Source organism: Spirosoma pulveris, assembly GCF_054781875.1.
Genome location: NZ_BAAGTO010000001.1, coordinates 579,688 through 598,951, shown reverse-complemented (window position 1 = coordinate 598,951; position 19,264 = coordinate 579,688). Strand labels below are relative to the sequence as shown.

Below are 19,264 nucleotides of genomic sequence, written 5' to 3'. Positions count from 1 at the left end.
ACTACACCAATCATTAATTAACCTTCTGGTAATCACCTTCCAACTGGGTTAGTTGGGCAACAGGAATTTCTCCCGTCAGGATTTCGTGCATGTTCCGCCGGATTGTCTGGGAGATCTGGTTGAGGGGTAAGTCATTACAGTCCAGTCCGAACGGTTCTTCAATTTCATCACCAATCATCTCAACGCCGAGCAAGGCATAGGCAGCAAACGTAGTCGCTAATATGGTGAAATATGCATACGTTTCAACCAGCACCAGCGGCATAATGAGCAGGTACAAGGTGATAAACATCTTTATAAAAAAGCTGTACGAAAAGGGTATAGGCGTATTTTTTATCCGTTCGCAGGAGCCGGTAATGTCCAGAAAAGCCTGATGATAGGTACGGATGGTAATCATGTCACCATCAGTGAGAACCCGCTGTTGTTTCAGTTTCTGCAATCGACGCATCAGCAAGGCAGCAATACGGCTGGGGACATGCCTGGACTGAGCCAGCATTTTCCGGTCGTTGCCACCGGTTTCTTCCAACTCCGTTATGTTGACACCGGTTCGTAAATGCCCTTTGAGTGCCACGGCAAAGTTGGATAGCGCCCTGGCAAAGAACTGCCGGTTTTCGCGGTCTGTCTCGGGGAGAAGGGCATCCATTAATACCGCAAAATTGCGGCTGTAATTGACCAGCATGCCCCATTGCCGACGACCCTCCCAAAATCGATCGTAAGCGGTGTTGGTCCGGAACACCAGGAGTAAACTCAGTAGAATTCCCAGTAATGAAAAGAAGGTACCGTCAATCGGTAAATCGATATTGATTCTGTGCTGGTCAATGAAGGTAATGAGTGTCCCATAAGCACCAACCAGAAGAACCCGGCGCAGAAGGACCCGGATAACATAACTGGTATGAAAATGCCGAAGCGCACCCAGCCAGTCTTTAGCATTATAAATAACCACAATTAAACGAGAGTAAGTGAATAAGGGCCCTTAACCAAACGGATGGGTAACTAAGATACAAATCAGTCAATCATCAGAAGGTGAATATGTAGTTTATCGCTTAAGCGGGCATTTTTTAGATTAATTTTTAGAATTAATTAAACCATTTGTAGGAGAGTTGTTCAAAAGGACAAATACAACCTGAAACAATTCACTACCATGAAAAAAGTACTGATCACTGCCGCCACATTCGTTGCCTTACTTTCTACTGGCGCCTGGGCACAGCGCTATGGCTACCCTTCGCCCAACTCCAACTACCCATCACAGCCGGGGTACAACCAGCAACCAGACTATAACCAGAACAGGAACTATCCGGGTTATGGCCAGCAGAATTACAATTACGACTATGACGATTACCAGTTTGAACGTCATCTGGAATGGTGGGATCGGGAGTTGAACCTGACTCGTCGGCAGGAGCGTGAAATACGCAGAATCCGCGAGCGGTTCAGCCAGCAAACGCAAAATATCAATGCCCGAGATCCACGCCAGCGCGACTTCTTCCGTCAAGCCAGACAGCGCGAATTTATCGATATGATGGCCGTTCTCGGACCGGAACAGCGCGACCGGGTTATTGAGCGGATGCGGCCTTACGAGCGTATGGCTGATCGGGGCCGGGGTTATGGCAACGGAGGGTATGGCAACAATCGTGGGTCAGGGAACAGACCTTTTGGATATTAATTTAAAGAAGGGAGAGGAGTAAACGGCCGGCCATTTTGGCCGGCTGTTTTTTGTCTAACTAATGCTGAACGAGTAAATGATCGGATAGAATCTAATGTGTGAAAGGCCCACAGGAAGTCTGTCATTTTTAAGCTACAGGTAGCGTATTCGTGCATGTTAGATTCGCTGACAACTGAAAATATAACTTAATAAAAAAGCCCGGAATCATCTGACGCCGGGCTTTTTTTTGTCAATATAAAGTTATTGACTACTCCACTGCAATCATCGAAACGGCCTTTGCTTCCAGCCTGGTTTCACCCATGAGGTAACAGTCTGCGGCACGGGCGGCTTCGCGGCCTTCCGAAATCGCCCAAACGACCAGCGATTGGCCCCGGCGCATGTCGCCAGCGGCAAATACCTTCGGGTTCACCGTCGACTGGTAGTTGGTTGCTTTTACGTTGCCGCGCTCGTCGTACTCGACGCCCAGATCGTCCAGCAGGCCGTTATGTTGTGGGTGTAGAAAACCCGCAGCCAGCAACGCCAGTTCGCAGGGAATGTCGCGCTCCGATCCGGGCAGTTCCACCATCTGCATACGACCGTTCTCGTTTTTCCAGGTCAGGTCAACAATACGCAGGGCTTTCAGATTGCCGTTTTCATCGCCGATAAATTCTTTGGTGTTGATGGACCAGTGCCGGTCGCAGCCTTCCTCGTGTGAGGTGCTGGTGCGGAGCATCATGGGCCAGTTGGGCCAGGGTGTATTCTCGGCCCGGTCTTTCGGTGGCATCGGCATCAGTTCGATTTGCGTCACACTGGATGCTCCGTGTCGGTTGGAAGTACCTACGCAGTCAGAACCGGTATCTCCACCACCAATGACCACCACATTTTTGTTCGTAGCCCACAGTTCACCATCACCGTATTTGGCACCCTGGTGATCAACTTCCACCGGCAGATTTGCATTGCGTTTGTTCTGCTGACTTAAGAATTCCATCGCCGGGTAAATGCCTTTCAGATTCCGGCCCGGAATGGGTAGATCGCGGGGAACAGTAGAACCGCCCGTTAGCATGATCAGGTCAAACTGGTCCAGCAACGCATTGGCTTTAATGTCAACGCCCACATTTACGCCCGTTTTAAAGGTAATGCCTTCTGCTTCCATTACCGCCAGACGCCGGTCTATGGTCCACTTTTCGAGTTTGAAATCGGGAATACCGTAGCGTAGGAGTCCACCAATCTGGTCGGCCCGTTCGAAAACAGTTACCGTGTGTCCGGCTTTATTTAGTTGGGCAGCCGCTGCCAGACCGGCAGGACCCGAACCAACGACAGCAACCTGTTTGCCGGTACGTTCTTTAGGCTGTTTAGGCGTAACGTACCCACGCTCGAAAGCGACCTCGGCTATTGATTTTTCGATGAACTCAATAGCAACGGGTGGTTTGTTGATGCCTAATACGCACGATGCTTCGCAGGGAGCCGGGCAAATGCGACCCGTAAACTCCGGAAAATTGTTGGTCGTTGACAGAATCTCGTAAGCATAAGCCCAGTTCTGTTCATAGACCGCGTCGTTGAACTCTGGTATGATGTTCCCGAGGGGACAACCGCTGTGGCAAAACGGCGTCCCGCAGTCCATACAACGGGCAGCCTGCCGCTGGGAGTCCTGTTCAGAAAACTGAACTTCAATTTCTTTGTAGTCGTGAATCCGCTCCTGCGGGTCGCGCTTTTTCGGTAGTTCGCGCGTAAATTCTAAAAATCCGGTAGGTTTTCCCATATTCTTACTTCGCAATTACCCGTGCGTCACATCTACGGTTATGTCCTGATAAACAATGTTTTTGTCGCGAATCTGATCGGCCAGCGAGATGCCCCGCCCGGCCAGAGCCTTCTTAAAGTCGGTCGGCATCACTTTCACAAATTGGCCGATCTGCTCATTCCAGTTTTCAAGAAGTGCCAGTGCCAGATTACTTGTCGTGTACTGGAAATGCTTCTCCACATACTCCCGGATAATGCCCTGGTCTTCGTCGGTGAGTGATTCCAAGTTCACCATTTCGGGGTTAACTTTAGAGGCAAAGGTGCCGTCCTTATCGAACACGTACGCCACACCACCCGACATACCAGCCGCGAAGTTGCGCCCCGTTTGACCCAGAATAATGGCTAAACCACCTGTCATGTATTCGAGACCGTGGTCGCCCACGCCTTCGACCACGACTTTGGCTCCCGAGTTACGCACGCAGAAACGCTCACCGGCCATGCCGCGGATGAAGGCTTCACCCGAGGTAGCGCCATAGAACGATACGTTACCAACGATGCTGTTCTCTTCCGGTTTGAACTGAGCAGCGCGGTCTGGATAGACGATCAGCTGAGCCCCGCAAAGGCCTTTACCAAAGTAGTCATTTGCGTCGCCTTCCAGCTCCAGTTTGATACCCGCCGTAGCAAAGGCGCCAAAGCTCTGTCCTGCCGTACCCCGCAGCTTAATATGGATGGTGCTGTCGGGAAGACCCGGACCACCGTACACTTTGGAGATTTCGTTGGATAACATGGTGCCTATGCTCCGGTCGATGTTCTGAACGGAGAACTCGCCATACACGGCTTCTGCTGTTGCCAGCGCCGGTTGCGCCAGTTCGATCAGTTTCCGATCGAGGACGTCATCCAGGTAGTGATTTTGCTCTTCCTGCTTGTAAAGTGCCACATCGAGATTGGTGGGCTCTTTATACAGCAGAGCGTTCAGGTTAACCTTCTTGTATTTCCAGTGCGGCAAATTGTCACGCAGTTCGAGCATCTGAGCCTGGCCAACCATTTCGTTGATGGTGCGGAAACCGAGTTCAGCCATGATCTCGCGCAGCTCCATTGCCAGGAAGGTGAACATATTCACGACATGCTCGGGCTTGCCGGTAAACAGGGCACGAAGCTCTTTGTTCTGCGTCGCCACGCCCACCGGGCAGGTGTTCAGGTGACACTTCCGCATCATGATACAACCCGTAGCTACCAGTGCGGCCGTGGCTACACCGAATTCTTCAGCGCCGAGCAGGGCGGCAATCGCCAGATCCCGACCGGTACGCATCTGACCATCGGCCTGTACCGTTACGCGGCCGCGCAATTTGTTGCGAACCAGCGTCTGGTGCGCTTCGGCCAATCCCAGCTCCCATGGCAGACCCGCGTGCCGGATCGACGACAGGGGAGAGGCTCCCGTACCGCCATCGTGTCCGGAAATCAGGATGTGGTCGGCGTGGGCTTTGGCAACACCGGCGGCAATAGTACCGACACCGGCCTCCGACACGAGCTTCACACTAATGCGGGCAGCCCGGTTGGCGTTTTTCAAGTCAGAGATCAGCTGGGCCAGATCCTCAATCGAGTAAATGTCGTGGTGAGGAGGGGGCGAAATCAGACCCACACCAGGGGTTGAGTGACGCGTCCGACCGATCCAGTCGTCTACTTTAAAGCCGGGCAGCTGACCACCTTCGCCGGGCTTGGCACCTTGCGCCATTTTGATCTGAAGCTCGCGGGCGTTAGTCAGGTAATAACTCGTGACACCAAAACGGCCCGATGCTACCTGCTTAATACCCGAGTTCATGCTGTCGCCGTTTTCAAGCGGGGTATAGCGCAGTTCATCTTCGCCACCTTCGCCGGAGTTGCTCTTGCCGCCGATGCGGTTCATCGCAATAGCGAGGGTGGTGTGGGCTTCCCACGAAATCGACCCGAACGACATAGCACCCGTCGCAAAGCGCTTGAAGATGCTTTCGATGGGTTCTACTTCTTCGATGGGGACAGATGCCCCTTTCTTGAATTTCAACAGACCCCGCAACGTAATGGCTTTCTGAGTCTGGTCGTCGATCAGTTTGGAGTACTTTTTGAAGATCGAGTAATCGTTCTTCTTGGTCGACTGTTGCAGCAGGTGAATCGTATCCGGGTTGAAAATGTGCTTTTCGCCCCGCTGTTTCCATTGATAGATACCACCCACTTCCAGGCGTGGTGCCGACACGGGCATATCCGGGAACGCCACGCAGTGACGCACCAGAATTTCGCGGGCTATTTCGTCCAGACCCATGCCGCCAATGCGCGAAACGGTGCCGGTGAAATAACGACTAACGACCTCTTCGTTCAGCCCCAGGCACTCGAAGATCATAGCACCCTGGTACGATTGAAGCGTGGAGATGCCCATCTTCGAGAAGATTTTGAGCAACTCGCCGTTAACCGCTTTGATGTAGTTTTTGAAGAGCTTGTCGAGGTCGTAATCCACGGCCAGCAAGCCTTTCTCTTTCATATTAGCGATGGTCTCGAACGCCATGTACGGGTTCACCCCGGATGCGCCATAGCCAATAAGCGTAGCGACGTGGTGCGTTTCCCACACATCGCCCGCTTCAACCACAATACCAACTTTACCTCGCAATCCCTGACGTATCAGGTAGTGGTGAATGGCCGAGGTCGATAACAGCGACGGAATGGGCGCGTGGCTGGAGTCGATGGCCCGATCGGACAGCACCAGAATGGAGTATCCGTCCTGAATGGCATCTTCGGCATAGCGGCAAATCCGGTCAAGTGCCCGCTCCAGGGATTTACCCTGACCATCGGCCGTGAACAGACAGTTGATAGTTTTGGCCTGGAAGTTTGGCTTGTCGATAAACCGGAGCTTGTCAAACTCTTTGGTCGTCAGTACCGGCTGGTCGAGCTCTACCTGGCGGCAGTGCTTGGGCGACTCGCTCAGCAGGTTGTAGGTAGCGCCTACGAATGAGATCAGCGACATGATCGACCGTTCCCGAATGGAGTCGATGGGCGGGTTGGTCACCTGCGCAAACAACTGCTTAAAGTAGTGGCTCATGTGCTGACTCTGCTCCGACAGGATCGCCAGGGGCACGTCGGTACCCATGGAACCAAGGGCTTCTTTCCCCGTTTCGACCATCGGTGCCAGAATCATGCGCAAGTCTTCGGACGTGAAGCCAAAAGCCTGCTGCATCCGGAGAAGCTTGGCTGGTTCGTAATTGCTGTACTGCCGAATGGGCGCTTCCAGATCCTGAATCCGGACTTTGTTTTCGTCAAGCCATTTCTGATACGGCTGACGACCGGCCATTTCAGCTTTAATTTCTTCGTCGGCCACAATCCGTCCCTGCTCCATATCGACCAGGAACATCTTGCCGGGCTGTAAACGGCCTTTCGATACCACCGTAGCGGGGTCAATGTCGAGTACACCTACTTCAGACGCCATAATAACGACATCCTCATTCGTCACCCAGAATCGCGACGGACGAAGACCGTTCCGGTCGAGCGTAGCGCCAACGATACGGCCGTCGGTAAAGGAAATCGATGCGGGACCATCCCAGGGCTCAATCAGAGCTGCGTGGAATTCGTAGAACGCCTTCCGCATGGGGTCCATATGTTCGTTGCCGTCCCAGGCTTCCGGAACGAGCATCATCATCACGTGCGGCAAGGACCGCCCGCTCATGACCAGCAATTCAATGGCATTGTCGAGGTTAGCCGAATCGGACTGGCGCTGGTCGCAGATGGGCAGCAGCATGTCCATTTCGTCTTTCGTAAACTTCGACGATTCCAGCAGACCTTCGGCCGCCTTCATCCAGTTTACGTTTCCGCGAACCGTATTGATCTCCCCATTGTGAGCAATGTACCGAAACGGTTGGGCCAGTTTCCAAGATGGGAAAGTATTGGTCGAGAAGCGCGAGTGAACCACGCCCAGTGCCGATACTACTTCTTCATTCTGAAGATCCGGGAAATAAGGTTCCAACTGAAGCGTCGTCAATTGCCCTTTGTAGGTAATTGTCCGGCACGAGAGCGACGAGAAGTAGAACGTATCTACGCCCGCAATTGTCTCGTTGATGATGCGGGTACTATAGTTCCGAAGAATGTAAAGTTTACGCTCAAAATCGTCTGCATTGGTTACGTCGGCCGGGCGTTTAATAAACACCTGTTCCATCTGCGGCTCGGCAGACTTTGAGCCATTCCCCAAGTCGTTGTTGTTTACCGGCACAACACGGTAGCAAAGAAGCTCAAGATTGAGCATCTTCATTTTTCGGTTAAGCACGGCCCGGCATTCTTCGCGAAGCCAAACATCTTTTGGAAAATAGACCATACCTACACCATATTCGAGTGCAGGAGGGAGGTGAACGCCCAGCTTACGGGTTTCATCCACAAAGAATTCGTGCGGAATCTGGATGAGCAGACCGGCACCATCGCCAGAATTTGGCTCGGAACCTACTGCACCCCGGTGCTCCATACGCCGAAGCATCTGGAGAGCATCCGAAACAATCTTGTGGGACTTGCGGCCTTTGATATGGGCCACAAAGCCGATACCACAGTTGTCGTGTTCAAACTCGGGGCGGTAGAGCCCCGCCAATTGGTCAACCTGATCAGACATGGTCGTAACAGTGTTGGGTAAGGCCGTTGTTCATCCTGACTTTGATTGCCAAAATCGCAAAGAACTAGGGCGAAAATTAAGAAAATCTAAATTAACAGGGTAGCCTGGTGTTAAACTAAAGCAGAAGATACAACCGGGCTGACGGGCGTTTGTGACAAAGTCACGCAATATACTACTAAAAAAATTTGGCAAAAACTGCCTTTGTCAGAATTTTATAGTTGGCGGTATTTATTGTGATTTTGATTATAATTCTTCTTGGCAAATAACAATTTGTAAACCAGCATGGGTCTACTTTGCTCTAAAATAGTAGCTTATAGTTGTCATTTTTTGCCTTTTCAAAGAATAGGTTCAGACTCTAAAAAAAGAAGCAGGAAAATCAAGCCAGTCAGCTAAGAGAAAAGCGTATAAGCTAGGGTGTGAGCCTGTATCCGTAGTCCTTGTAACGCTGAAAAAGAATAGAGAAGGGGTCGTTACCAAGCGTAGCATGTAACGCTGAAACTTAAAAAACTAAAGGGGGCTGGATTAAGGCGAAGACATAAAAAAAGCCGCTCAATGAGCGGCTTTTGAAGTTTTGTGATCCGGCTGGGATTCGAACCCAGGACCCATACATTAAAAGTGTATTGCTCTACCAGCTGAGCTACCAGATCGTTTCCCGTTTAACTAACAGGGGGTGTTCGTCGTTTGGGAATGCAAAAGTAGGCAATTGTTTTGGTAAACGCAATACCCCACTCAAAGAAAATTAATTTTTTGAGTGAGTTTTACGGCCTCAACGGCCTCCTGAACGTCATGAACGCGCAAAATAGATGCCCCTTTCAACAAGGCTGCCGTGTTAAGTACTGTCGTTCCATTCAGCGCTTGTTCCGGTTTGATATTCAGGGTTTTCCAGATGGTCGTTTTACGCGACAAACCAACCAGGAGGGGTTCCTCGAATACATGGAATTCGTCCAGCTTACTTAACAGCTCAAAATTTTGTGCGGGCGTCTTGGCGAAGCCAAATCCGGGATCTAAAATTATGTCGATTGCTCCCAGGCTACGCAGCCTGGCCAACTGGATGGCGAGTTCATCGATCACATCAACCGTTAATTGTCGATAGGTGGTCATGGATTGCATGGTCTGCGGAGTTCCCCGCATGTGCATCAAAACATAGGGAACGCCCCGCCCCGAACGGGCCAAGTTGCCAATCGTTTCGAACATGGCCGAGTCAAGTGTTCCTCCGGATACATCATTAATAAGACAGGCCCCGGCATGGACAGCCTGCCGGGCTACCGAAGCGCGAAAAGTGTCGATGGAGATCAGGGCTTCAGGGAAGTTGCTCAAAATTGATTCAATGACCGGAAGGACCCGGTCCGCTTCCTGCAATGGGCTTACTTCTGCGGCACCCGGCCGGGTAGAGTACCCGCCAATATCCAAAAAAGAGGCCCCGTCTGTCATCATTTGGCTAGCTCGGGAAAGGGTTTCATCCAGGGAAACGCGGCTTCCGGCAAAGAATGAATCGGGGGTTATATTTAGGATGCCCATGACGGCCGGTTGGCCTAAATCGAAGAGCCGCCCCCGGCAGTTCAGCGTTTTTTTTGTAACTTTCGGCATGAAATTAGTTTTTGGTTTGCGGGTTGCGGGTTACGGTAAACGAGCCTTAAATCAATGCTGAACTGAAGACCGTAAACTGAAAACCGTGCACAATACCGAATCCGAATATCGGCAGGTTATCCAACGCTGCAAAGATTTGTTCCTTAAAAAAAACAAGGATTATGGAACCGCCTGGCGGATATTACGCCTGCCAAGTATCACCGATCAGATTTATATTAAAGCCCAGCGCATTCGAACGTTGCAGGAAACGGGCGTGAGCCGCGTGGGTGAGGGAATAGAGCCTGAGTTTGTTGGGATTATTAATTATAGCGTTATGGCTCTGATCCAGTTGCGGTTAGCAGATGATAAGCGCACTGAAATTCCCACCGACGAACTCGAAACGCTGTATGATCATGAAGTTGGCCAGGTTATTGAGCTGCTTTTTGCCAAGAACCACGATTACGGGGAAGCCTGGCGCGAGATGCGTGTAAGTTCAATGACCGACATTATCCTGATGAAGTTGCTGCGTACCAAGCAGATCGAGGATAATCAGGGTAATACACTGGTTTCGGAAGGGGTTGATGCCAATTATATGGATATGATCAATTACGCCGTTTTTTGTTTAATCAAATTGACTATTGAATGAAGAATGAAAAGTTCGTAGTAAAGAACAAGGTAGCCTTATCTTCTCTTGTTCTTCATTGATAGCTCTTCATTCGTAATTGTAAATATGAATACACCGACAGCGCAACCTAAAGTTAAAACCGGCACGCCACCCATGTTGATTGCCGCCCGTATCGCCCGTATTCTGGTCGGTATCGTTTTTATTTTTTCCGGGCTGATCAAACTGAATGATCCGGTAGGTACGCAGATTAAGTTTGAGGAATATTTTGAAGTTTTTGCGCAAGATCTGCCGTTCATGCACAATTTTTTCATGGCATTGGTGCCATTCACTCTGGCTATGTCCGTGCTGTTCTGTGCTGCCGAAGTGATTCTTGGTGTTGCCTTACTGGCTTCGTACAAACCCAAAGTTACCGTTTGGCTGTTGTTCTTTCTGATTACCTTTTTCACATTCCTGACTTTTTACTCCGCATACTTCGACCGGGTAACCGACTGCGGTTGTTTTGGCGATGCCATAAAATTAAAGCCCTGGACATCCTTTACGAAAGACATCGTCCTGATGGTGCTCATCTTATTCATCATAGGCCACCGCAATCGGCTGCGTTCCCGGAATACGGGCTGGCTGGTTGGTATCACAATCGTGCTCACGCTTGGTCTGGGTATATACGCGGTTCAGTTTCTGCCGCCAATTGATATGTTGCCCTATGCCGTTGGCAAAAGCATTCCAGGCGGCATGAAGCCTTCCGAACCGATGCGGTACAAGTACGTGATGGAGAAAGAGGGCAAGACCGCGGAGTTTGAGCAGTACCCGACCGATCAGAGCTACAAATTCAAGGAAATGGTGCTGGTAAACCCGAATGCCAAACCCAAAATCACCGACTACCGCATCTGGAACGACGAAGGCGACTTCACTCAGCAGACATTCGAGGGAAAAAAACTGTTTATTATTGTTAAAAACACGGCGGATATTGATGCCGGCAGTTTGCCCGCGATCCGGGCTCTGGTAGAAGGGCTAAAGGGTTCGGCTGTGACAGCCTATATACTGACCTCCACCAGCGATGACGAGATAAAGGCATTCCGTAAAGAATTTCAGCTTGAAACAGTGCCGTATTATAAGGCGGATGCCACCGTTCTGAAGACCATCATGCGGTCAAATCCTGGTACCTGGCTATTAGATAATGGCGTTGTGAAAGGGAAGTGGCACTTTAATTCAACACCCGACGCAGCAGAGGTAATTTCTTTAAGTAAATAGGAGTTAGGAACGAGGAGTGAGGAGTTGCTGACGCATCATAAATGTCATAAAATGACTCCTTACTCACACTTCTCCCTTCTCGCTCCTAACTCCTGACTTCTAACCTTGAAAAATATCTTCTTAATTGGCATGCCATCATCTGGCAAGAGTACACTGGGTAAGCGAGTGGCTGAAACCCTGCACTATCGATTTGTCGATACCGATAAACTAATTATACGAGAGGAAGGTCGGACCATTGCCGAAATTTTTGCCGAATCGGGCGAAGCGTATTTTCGAGAGGCCGAGCGTCGGGTGTTGCGCACAATACGGCCCGGAGGTAATATGGTTGTTTCAACAGGAGGTGGGATGCCCTGCTTTCACGACAACATGGCCTATATAAACTCAACGGGCGTTTCAGTATTTCTGGATGTACCCGTCGATGTGCTGGTACAACGAATAACGGCGCATGCGCAGGAAGACAGGCCACTCAATAACGCAGCAGATCCAAAACTGACGGAGGTCTTAAAGGCCCGCCACACCAGTCGGCTTCCAATTTACACACAGGCCCACATTATTATTTCAGGCGAAACAACGGAAGAAGAAATACTGCAACGTGTTGGGAAGTATTTATAATGACAAAAGCGACCCTTAGGGTCGCTTTTGTCATTATAAATACTTGGGCTCAGAAAAATACCCCTACCGTAAGCATCAGATTTGTGTTCCGGTTATTAGTTGAAAGCGTGGGCGTATCGACGGCATTAGGAAGTTCGAAGGCTGTAAAGCCCGATTTGTAGGTCAGGTAAGAGCCGGCTATATCGGCAAAAAATCGTTCATTTCGGACGCCCAGTCCTGCCGATAGCAAAATCTTATCCCGATCAGTTTTCGCTACCCGATCGAGGTCTAGCTTATAGGCGCTGGGCAAATAGGCTACTCCGCCACGAATCCGCAACAGACCTGCCCGGATCTCGGCACCAGCCCGTACGTTGACCACGTTCTGATAGGTTTCCTGTACAAAGCGTTTTACGTCATTTTTGAAATCGGTGTTATCCTGCTGATTTGAAAATGCCGATGTCCGTACCCGCATTCCTTGATAGCCTACATATTCAGCCGTAGCGGTAATGAAACCGATTTTGTTATTGCCAAGGAAATACGTAGCGCCACCCGATGCCCGTAAAGGAGTCTGTAAGGAATACTCGAAGTTATTCGATGGGTCCACCACGTCAACACTATTCGTTTTCAGCGTAATATTTTCGGGATTTGGGCTTTTGACAACAGCGGTTAAGGTCTGAGAAAACACTTCGTTGGCACTGCTGAACGTAGGGGTTATCAGATTGGCACCAACCTGAAGCTGAGGGCTAAGTTTATAAATTAAGCCGAGGGTAGCATTGATCCCGTTTCCCTTTACACTGAAACTGTTCACTTGTCCGTAATTATTAAATACGGTTCCATTGACGGGTATTTCCAGGAACGTGTACTCTGAGGAATACCGTAGATGGGTCAACGCAATGGAGCCACCGATATAAAGCTTATCATCCAGGTTGCCCGCGTACGCAATAGACCATTGCGAGTGAGCACCTGAACGGCTAAGGGTTGCCCGCTGGTCTTTTTGCCGGGTAGCATCGAAGCGAGTATAAGGCGGACCAGCACTAGTAGGGCTATATTCGGTAGGATTGATCAAATAGAGACCGTAAGCAGCGGCTTCCCTGAAATCTGCACTCCGGCTTCCTGGAAGGAACGAATCGCTAAGCTCCTTTTCGCTGTACTGAGCACTGTTGGCCGCATTGATATACGTTTGAGCAATAGATGAGTTTGGGTTGTTATTTAGTCCCCTGGCATCCGTGTAGTCAAAGAAGTTAGCCGACTGGGAATACGTAATGCCAAAGGCCGTCCGTCGCCAACGGCTGCTTCCCGTGGATTTTCCCGCGAGTACAAGACCAAACTGGCCTACGTTTACTTTGCTGCCCGTACTGGTTGTCTGCTGGCCCAAAAACGAGTTTTGGTTGCTGACCGACGTAAAATTCGGGCTGATGCTTAGTTCGGAACGGTTGTAGAAGGCCAGCCCGGCGACATTTCCAAAGAGGTTACTGGCATCGCCACCAAGGGAAGCATGGTTACCACCGAGTGCCCGGAAACGGGCAGTACCGTTCTGCGTAAAATCGGAGAAACGAAAGGCATCATCTGCGTAGTCGAAGGCGGCTCCCTGGCCAAATGCCAACGAAGATGATAGCACCAGGGCCATCGAAAAATAGAACTGCTTGTTCATGTGTATAAAGCGATTGGTGGCGTGTACTACGTTGTAGGGCTTAGACTGATTAATCAAATGAATGTTTAATCGGGCTTCATAAAATGCGTAGTCATCGCAACACTTACAAAACGAAAATCCCCGCCAATTGTCCTGATCAGCGGGGATTTTTTTACATTAATTTTTAAAACTATCGTGGGCCACGTCCGCCACCACTTGAATGGCCACCTCCGCCACCGGAGGAAACCCCTCCACCACCACCATAGCTGGGAGCACTTGGGGCACTATAGGTACGACTCGGTGCGCTATAGCTTGGCTGCTGGTAACTTGGTTGCTGGTAACTGCGGCTCTGGCTTTGGTAAGATGGCTGCTGGTAGCTTTGCTGTGATTGTGAGAAGCCACTTCCACTACGACCGCTGCCGCTCGAAGGCGTATAGCTACCCCGGCTGCTTTCCCGTGGGCGGGCATAATATTCACCGCCTGAGTTACTGTTGTACGAAGGCGCGTTCGTTACGGCATTGCCCGAACGGCCATTGCTGCTGGAACCCGCGCTGTTGTCGTAGTAATAAGAACCCCGGCTGCTGCCATTGCTCGGACGGGCATAATACCCATCGCTGTTACCCCGGTTGCTTGACGAAGCAGACCCGGTATTGGCGCTACGGCCCCCATTCGGATTGTAGGTACGAGCCGTGTTGTCAAAAGCAGCATTGTACCGGCCTGACGTCCGATCTGTAGTTCTGTTATAGGTTCTGTTTCGGTAAGGGTCAGCACCAGATACATAAACGTTGTTTACATAAACCGGATTGCCATAATACCCGCCATAGCTGCCGTATCCATAGCCGAAGGGTGAGTAGTATGGGCTGTACATACCGCCAAATCCACCGTAAGCATAAGAGCTGTAAAATGGATCATAGCCGTACCCGAAGGGCGAATAGCCAAAGGCGCTGCCATAATAGGGCGAATAGAAGGGACTACCGAAGCCGAAGCCAAACCGGTTGTACCCGCCAAATCCACCCAGGCCAAGGCCAAGTCCCAGCCCACTGTAGAAGCCGGTGTTGTTAAAGCCCCAGCGGTTCCAGCTATAAGCAGAGGTCGACGCGGCATTATAGCCGTTTACAAAACCGGAGTTATAGGAATCCGTCTCATTCCAACCCGGATCGGGCGAAAGACCACGGTTCAACTTACGGGCGCTTAACTCAGTGTAATACTCATCTGAATTTGTACCACCGTTTGTACCGTATTGCTGATCATCATTATAATCGGGATTAGCGTTACGAGATGACCGCTGCCGTTGCTGCCGACCGTTTAGCGGGGCAACCGAAGAGTAGTCTGATGAATTGCTGGCATACACGGGCGCATTGCCGGAGTTACCATACAAATCATCCATTTCACCCGCGTTTTGCGCTGTTTGGTGACTGGAGGTACAACTCCAGATACCCAACAAAGCCGCCAGTGACAGGAAGCGATATAAGGGTTGCGTTTTCATTTGGCCAGGATATTAGAGTAACAAAGGCTCATGTAGAGAACTTCTTCAATATATAACACAGGAATGACCTGTTTGATTACAAAAATAGAGTAAAAACCTATCTTTGCAAGTTATCTACATGTTAGATTCCAATTTGATACAAAAGGTTTAAACCAACTTAAAAAAAGTTAATTTTTGGTCCGGAATCATCCGCTGGTATACAGTAACCTCATCTGGTTTCAAACAGGCTGAACCCGGTGAGGATATAGACAACAAGCTGGCAATTTTCGACCGCAACTGACTAAAATAACGCATGGCTAAAGCGATTCCGTCCCGTAGTGAAAACTACTCCGAGTGGTATAATGAGTTAATTAAACGAGCCGATCTCGCCGAGAATTCGGCGGTTCGGGGCTGTATGGTTATCAAACCTTACGGGTTTGCAATCTGGGAGAAAATGCAACGTGCATTGGATGACATGTTTAAGGAAACGGGTCACCAGAACGCTTACTTTCCGCTGTTTATTCCCAAATCGTTTCTAAGCAAAGAGGCCTCGCACGTTGAAGGGTTTGCCAAGGAGTGCGCCGTTGTAACGCACTACCGCCTGAAAAACGCAGAAGATGGTTCGGGGGTTATCGTTGACCCGGAGGCTAAGCTCGAAGAGGAACTCATCGTTCGCCCAACATCCGAGACGGTTATCTGGAGTACATATAAAAACTGGATTCAGTCGTACCGTGATTTGCCGTTACTCATAAACCAGTGGGCCAATGTGGTTCGGTGGGAAATGCGTACCCGAATTTTCCTGCGCACGGCCGAATTTCTCTGGCAGGAAGGCCATACAGCCCACGCTACAGCCGAAGAAGCAAAATTCGAAACGCGACAGATGCTCGACATCTACGCACAGTTTGCTGAGGAGTGGATGGCCTTACCGGTCGTGAAAGGGACAAAAACCGCTAACGAACGATTTGCCGGTGCAGACGATACATTGTGTATTGAAGCCATGATGCAGGATGGGAAAGCTTTACAGGCCGGAACCTCACATTTCCTGGGACAAAATTTTGCCAAAGCGTTTGATGTTCAGTTTCTGAACAAACAGAATCAACTTGATTATGTGTGGGGTACATCCTGGGGAGTATCTACCCGTCTGATGGGTGCCCTGATCATGGCCCACTCGGATGATGATGGTTTGGTATTGCCCCCAAAGCTGGCACCCATTCAGGTTGTCATCGTACCGATTTACCGCTCCGAAGAGCAACTGGAATTGCTATCGGCTAAGATAAAGCCTTTGGTTCAGGAGTTGAAGAAAGCGGGTATTTCGGTTAAGTACGACGATTCTGACGCCAACAAGCCCGGCTGGAAATTTGCCGAGTACGAACTGCGCGGTGTGCCCGTCCGATTGGCTATGGGTGGTCGTGACCTTGAAAACGGAACAGTAGAAATTGCCCGTAGAGATCTGAAAACCAAAGAAACCGTCCCGTTCGAAGGATTGACTGAACACATTAAGAATCTGCTCGAGAACATCCAGGAGACAATCTATACTAAAGCAAAAACCTTCCGCCAGGAGAACACTTTCAAAGTAGATACGTTTGACGAGTTTCAGGCACAGCTTGATAAAGGCGGGTTTATCCTTGCTCACTGGGATGGTACCAGCGAAACGGAAGAGGCTATTAAAGAAGCTACAAAGGCAACAATCCGCTGTATACCATTTGATCAGGAGGCCGAAGAGGGTGTCGATATTCTATCGGGTAAACCATCGACAGGGCGCGTTGTGTTTGCCCGCGCTTATTGAGGTATAGATTGAGGCTTAAGTTTCTGAAAATTAAATAGCCACACAGGCACAAAGTGTACAGCGTTCTTTTACCAAATCGAACGCTGTACACTTTGTGCCTGTGTGGTTAAGAAAATACAGTTCAAGGCTACGTAGGTGCTTAATGGTGTAGGATAGCTACCAATTATTAACTACCACGAACCACCTTTACCGCATGTAGAGCTGCTGTTGACGTAGGTGCTGGAGGTACCAGCTAACAACTGCAAATGTGACACCGCACAGGCCAAGGAGCCAAACTGCGCCACTCAGGCTTAAATACGACCATGTAGGCCGACCAAGTCTATCCATCATAGCCATACCCATCATGAACAGGCTAAGAGTCATGATAAAGGCATTTCGCAGATTGATCGGGTATGCCCGTCGTAAATCATAGGCGCCATAGGCTTTATTGCGAAACTCGAAGACAATATCGTCCAAACTGGCATGCTCCAGTTGCTCATCAGTCATGGCCAGTTCAATCTGGTACGTTTCGCGCAGGTGCCGGACGGCTTTAATATTAGCTTGCTCGAGGACGTTGCTAAGTGCCGAGTCGAAAGAAAGACCAAGCCAAAGATACTGTTCGACCTCGCACGCGAGGTGGTCGAGAAGTTCTTCAATCAGCACATCTGTTGAGCCGGATTGAATCAAATGGTTGTGTAACGTCGCCAGTTGTTGAGGGTTGAGTTTTTCCATGACGATAGTTCAGTTTAAACCGTGAAGAAAGTAACTGGTTAATGACTTGGTGCTAACTGGACGGGTAATTGCAGGAGTTGACGCATGACTTCCATAAATCGCTCAAAGTCAGAGACTTTTTGAACGGCAACTTCATTGCCACGAGGGGTTAATGAGTAGTACTTTCTGAGCCTGCCTTCCACTTCTTCGGTTTCCGTTAATAACAGCCCCTCCTGTTCCAGCTTATGCAAAACAGGGTATAATGCCCCAAACGAAAGCGCAATCTGCCCCTGAGTGCGCTCTTTTACTGCCTGTGTAATTTCATAGCCATACATCCTGCCCGGTCCTGGTTCGGCTAAAAGTTTCAGTACGATCGTTTTGAGCGTACCTCTCAAAAACTCGTTTCCTGATGGTTCCATAGGCTTCAATTCAATTAGTTTGACTTGCTGTTAGTAAATATATATAAAAGAATCCGATATATAGCGCGAAATGATGAATTTTTTAAGTATAAATTTTATTTTGCCTATAAAGCAGCCTATTAAGTAGTTGCAAATAGAAACGTAATGGTACTGCTTCGCTGAGCCGTGAACTTTTGGACCCGGTAGGTAGTTGGTCAAAAGTTAGCGTATAGCCCATTCTTTTGCCGGAAGTTCCGGTACTTTTACGTTAACTTTTTTACGAAAACAACATAGCAATATGGCACAAGCAAAATCTGGCGATACCGTTCAGGTACATTATACCGGAACACTAAGTGATGGAACGATCTTCGATTCATCAGAAGGTCGTACACCACTGGAGTTCACTGTTGGCAGTGGGCAGGTTATTAAAGGGTTCGATGATGGTGTAACGGGCATGAACCAGGGCGAAAAGAAAACGATTAACATACCCGTTCAGGACGCCTACGGACCAGCCAATGAAGAAATGATTTTTACTCTGGAGCGCTCTGATATTCCAGCAGATATACCACTTGAGGTAGGCATGACCCTGAATATGCATGAAGATGGAAATCCAAGACCTATCCCGGTTATTGTTCGTACGTTGACTGATACGAACGTGACGCTGGATGCCAATCATCCATTGGCCGGGCAGGATTTAACGTTTGACATTGAGCTGGTTGGTGTAAAATCACCCTCGGGTTTGATTCTATAAGTAGAAACTAGTTCAGAAACGGTCAGGGCCATAATCTTTTAAAGATTATGGCCCTGACCGTTTTTTGGTGAAACGTTTCCCAATAGAATCCTGACAGGCTAACCAATAAAGATTAATTGCCTGCCTGGTAATTTTCCAAATCCTCCAGTTCACGCAGTAAAACGTCGATACCCTGTGCATTAGCCCTGGCAGCATATGAGGCAATAGCCACAGTTATAGCGCCAACATTTAGGGCAACCGGTAAATTATTAATTCGTTGAAGGCTCTTCTGCGCCTTCTCTGTAGCCAGCCTGATACAGGTTGCTATCTGAGAGGGATTTGGGAAAGCGGGCCGGGTTGTTCGATTCTGTATATCATGCGCCCTGGTCAGTAAGCTATTCTGATAAGCATTCAAATCCAATTGTTGTTCATGGGTAAGCTCTGGCCAGTGCAAAACCTGGAATTCAGTTAGCGAACGCGCCATATCGCAATAGGCAATGGCAATATCATTTATCTGGTCGTGTGTAAAGTCTTTCATCTCGGAGAGTTT

The 19,264-nt window shown here is 49.5% G+C and carries 15 protein-coding genes and 1 tRNA gene; 6 read left to right on the top strand and 10 right to left on the bottom strand.

Annotated elements, in window-relative coordinates:
- Positions 1–13: 13 nt before the first annotated feature.
- A complete protein-coding gene (locus ACYVJM_RS02430) occupies positions 14–940 on the bottom strand; it encodes a bestrophin family protein (protein ID WP_461146609.1) in 927 nt (308 codons plus the stop codon).
- Between the two features lie 198 nt (positions 941–1,138).
- Between ACYVJM_RS02430 and ACYVJM_RS02425 the strand changes: the two genes are divergently transcribed.
- Positions 1,139–1,657 (top strand): hypothetical protein, encoded by a 519-nt coding sequence (locus ACYVJM_RS02425; RefSeq protein ID WP_461146608.1) that lies wholly within the window; start codon positions 1,139–1,141, stop codon positions 1,655–1,657.
- Positions 1,658–1,904: 247 nt separating this feature from the next.
- Here the strand turns inward: ACYVJM_RS02425 and ACYVJM_RS02420 are convergent, their stop codons facing one another.
- The 4 genes from ACYVJM_RS02420 to folP all read right to left on the bottom strand — a co-directional run bounded on the left by ACYVJM_RS02420 (position 1,905) and on the right by folP (position 9,572).
- Positions 1,905–3,395 (bottom strand): glutamate synthase subunit beta, encoded by a 1,491-nt coding sequence (locus ACYVJM_RS02420; protein ID WP_461146607.1) that lies wholly within the window; start codon positions 3,393–3,395, stop codon positions 1,905–1,907.
- Between the two features lie 15 nt (positions 3,396–3,410).
- Positions 3,411–7,985, bottom strand: a complete 4,575-nt coding sequence (gene gltB / locus ACYVJM_RS02415) for a glutamate synthase large subunit (RefSeq protein ID WP_461146606.1) — start codon at positions 7,983–7,985, stop codon at positions 3,411–3,413.
- Positions 7,986–8,559: 574 nt separating this feature from the next.
- Positions 8,560–8,632 (bottom strand) — tRNA-Lys (locus ACYVJM_RS02410).
- A gap of 82 nt (positions 8,633–8,714) precedes the next feature.
- Positions 8,715–9,572, bottom strand: a complete 858-nt coding sequence (folP, locus tag ACYVJM_RS02405; protein WP_461146605.1) for a dihydropteroate synthase — start codon at positions 9,570–9,572, stop codon at positions 8,715–8,717.
- An 85-nt stretch (positions 9,573–9,657) separates the two neighbouring features.
- Here folP and ACYVJM_RS02400 point away from each other — a divergent pair, with 85 nt between their 5' ends.
- The 3 genes from ACYVJM_RS02400 (at position 9,658) to ACYVJM_RS02390 (ending at position 12,036) form a co-directional block, all read left to right on the top strand.
- On the top strand, positions 9,658–10,197 hold the full coding sequence (locus ACYVJM_RS02400) for a DUF1599 domain-containing protein (protein WP_461146604.1): 540 nt from the start codon (positions 9,658–9,660) through the stop codon (positions 10,195–10,197).
- 84 nt (positions 10,198–10,281) lie between these two features.
- On the top strand, positions 10,282–11,424 hold the full coding sequence (locus ACYVJM_RS02395) for a BT_3928 family protein (RefSeq protein WP_461146603.1): 1,143 nt from the start codon (positions 10,282–10,284) through the stop codon (positions 11,422–11,424).
- A gap of 105 nt (positions 11,425–11,529) precedes the next feature.
- Entirely contained in the window at positions 11,530–12,036 is a 507-nt protein-coding gene (locus ACYVJM_RS02390) for a shikimate kinase (RefSeq protein WP_461146602.1), read from the top strand.
- A 49-nt stretch (positions 12,037–12,085) separates the two neighbouring features.
- Here ACYVJM_RS02390 and ACYVJM_RS02385 read toward each other — a convergent pair whose 3' ends face one another.
- Together ACYVJM_RS02385 and ACYVJM_RS02380 are read right to left on the bottom strand one after the other, a co-directional pair.
- Positions 12,086–13,666: a hypothetical protein gene (locus ACYVJM_RS02385; RefSeq protein WP_461146601.1), complete on the bottom strand. Its 1,581-nt coding sequence runs from the start codon at positions 13,664–13,666 to the stop codon at positions 12,086–12,088.
- A 169-nt stretch (positions 13,667–13,835) separates the two neighbouring features.
- Positions 13,836–15,131, bottom strand: coding sequence for a hypothetical protein (locus tag ACYVJM_RS02380; RefSeq protein WP_461146600.1), 1,296 nt, complete (start codon positions 15,129–15,131; stop codon positions 13,836–13,838).
- A 292-nt stretch (positions 15,132–15,423) separates the two neighbouring features.
- Here ACYVJM_RS02380 and proS point away from each other — a divergent pair, with 292 nt between their 5' ends.
- Positions 15,424–16,896, top strand: coding sequence for a proline--tRNA ligase (gene proS, locus ACYVJM_RS02375; protein WP_461146599.1), 1,473 nt, complete (start codon positions 15,424–15,426; stop codon positions 16,894–16,896).
- A 186-nt stretch (positions 16,897–17,082) separates the two neighbouring features.
- On the opposite strand, the gene ACYVJM_RS02370 is transcribed toward proS, so the two are convergent.
- Positions 17,083–17,607: a hypothetical protein gene (locus tag ACYVJM_RS02370; RefSeq protein WP_461146598.1), complete on the bottom strand. Its 525-nt coding sequence runs from the start codon at positions 17,605–17,607 to the stop codon at positions 17,083–17,085.
- Positions 17,608–17,645: 38 nt separating this feature from the next.
- Entirely contained in the window at positions 17,646–18,005 is a 360-nt protein-coding gene (locus ACYVJM_RS02365; protein WP_461146597.1) for a PadR family transcriptional regulator, read from the bottom strand.
- A gap of 277 nt (positions 18,006–18,282) precedes the next feature.
- Between ACYVJM_RS02365 and ACYVJM_RS02360 the strand changes: the two genes are divergently transcribed.
- Positions 18,283–18,735 (top strand): FKBP-type peptidyl-prolyl cis-trans isomerase, encoded by a 453-nt coding sequence (locus tag ACYVJM_RS02360; protein ID WP_012926864.1) that lies wholly within the window; start codon positions 18,283–18,285, stop codon positions 18,733–18,735.
- 112 nt (positions 18,736–18,847) lie between these two features.
- Here the strand turns inward: ACYVJM_RS02360 and ACYVJM_RS02355 are convergent, their stop codons facing one another.
- Positions 18,848–19,252, bottom strand: a complete 405-nt coding sequence (locus ACYVJM_RS02355; protein WP_461146596.1) for a hypothetical protein — start codon at positions 19,250–19,252, stop codon at positions 18,848–18,850.
- Positions 19,253–19,264: the final 12 nt, after the last annotated feature.

Excerpts from the sequence above, each read along its gene's own strand:
- ACYVJM_RS02420 (WP_461146607.1), bottom strand. The coding sequence starts at position 3,395 with ATGGGAAAACCTACCGGATTTTTAGAATTTACGCGCGAACTACCGAAA.
- ACYVJM_RS02395 (WP_461146603.1), top strand. The coding sequence starts at position 10,282 with ATGAATACACCGACAGCGCAACCTAAAGTTAAAACCGGCACGCCACCC.
- ACYVJM_RS02360 (WP_012926864.1), top strand. The coding sequence starts at position 18,283 with ATGGCACAAGCAAAATCTGGCGATACCGTTCAGGTACATTATACCGGA.
- ACYVJM_RS02385 (WP_461146601.1), bottom strand. The coding sequence starts at position 13,666 with ATGAACAAGCAGTTCTATTTTTCGATGGCCCTGGTGCTATCATCTTCG.
- ACYVJM_RS02425 (WP_461146608.1), top strand. The coding sequence starts at position 1,139 with ATGAAAAAAGTACTGATCACTGCCGCCACATTCGTTGCCTTACTTTCT.
- proS (WP_461146599.1), top strand. The coding sequence starts at position 15,424 with ATGGCTAAAGCGATTCCGTCCCGTAGTGAAAACTACTCCGAGTGGTAT.
- folP (WP_461146605.1), bottom strand. The coding sequence starts at position 9,572 with ATGCCGAAAGTTACAAAAAAAACGCTGAACTGCCGGGGGCGGCTCTTC.
- ACYVJM_RS02380 (WP_461146600.1), bottom strand. The coding sequence starts at position 15,131 with ATGAAAACGCAACCCTTATATCGCTTCCTGTCACTGGCGGCTTTGTTG.
- ACYVJM_RS02365 (WP_461146597.1), bottom strand. The coding sequence starts at position 18,005 with ATGGAACCATCAGGAAACGAGTTTTTGAGAGGTACGCTCAAAACGATC.
- ACYVJM_RS02370 (WP_461146598.1), bottom strand. The coding sequence starts at position 17,607 with ATGGAAAAACTCAACCCTCAACAACTGGCGACGTTACACAACCATTTG.
- ACYVJM_RS02355 (WP_461146596.1), bottom strand. The coding sequence starts at position 19,252 with ATGAAAGACTTTACACACGACCAGATAAATGATATTGCCATTGCCTAT.
- gltB (WP_461146606.1), bottom strand. The coding sequence starts at position 7,985 with ATGTCTGATCAGGTTGACCAATTGGCGGGGCTCTACCGCCCCGAGTTT.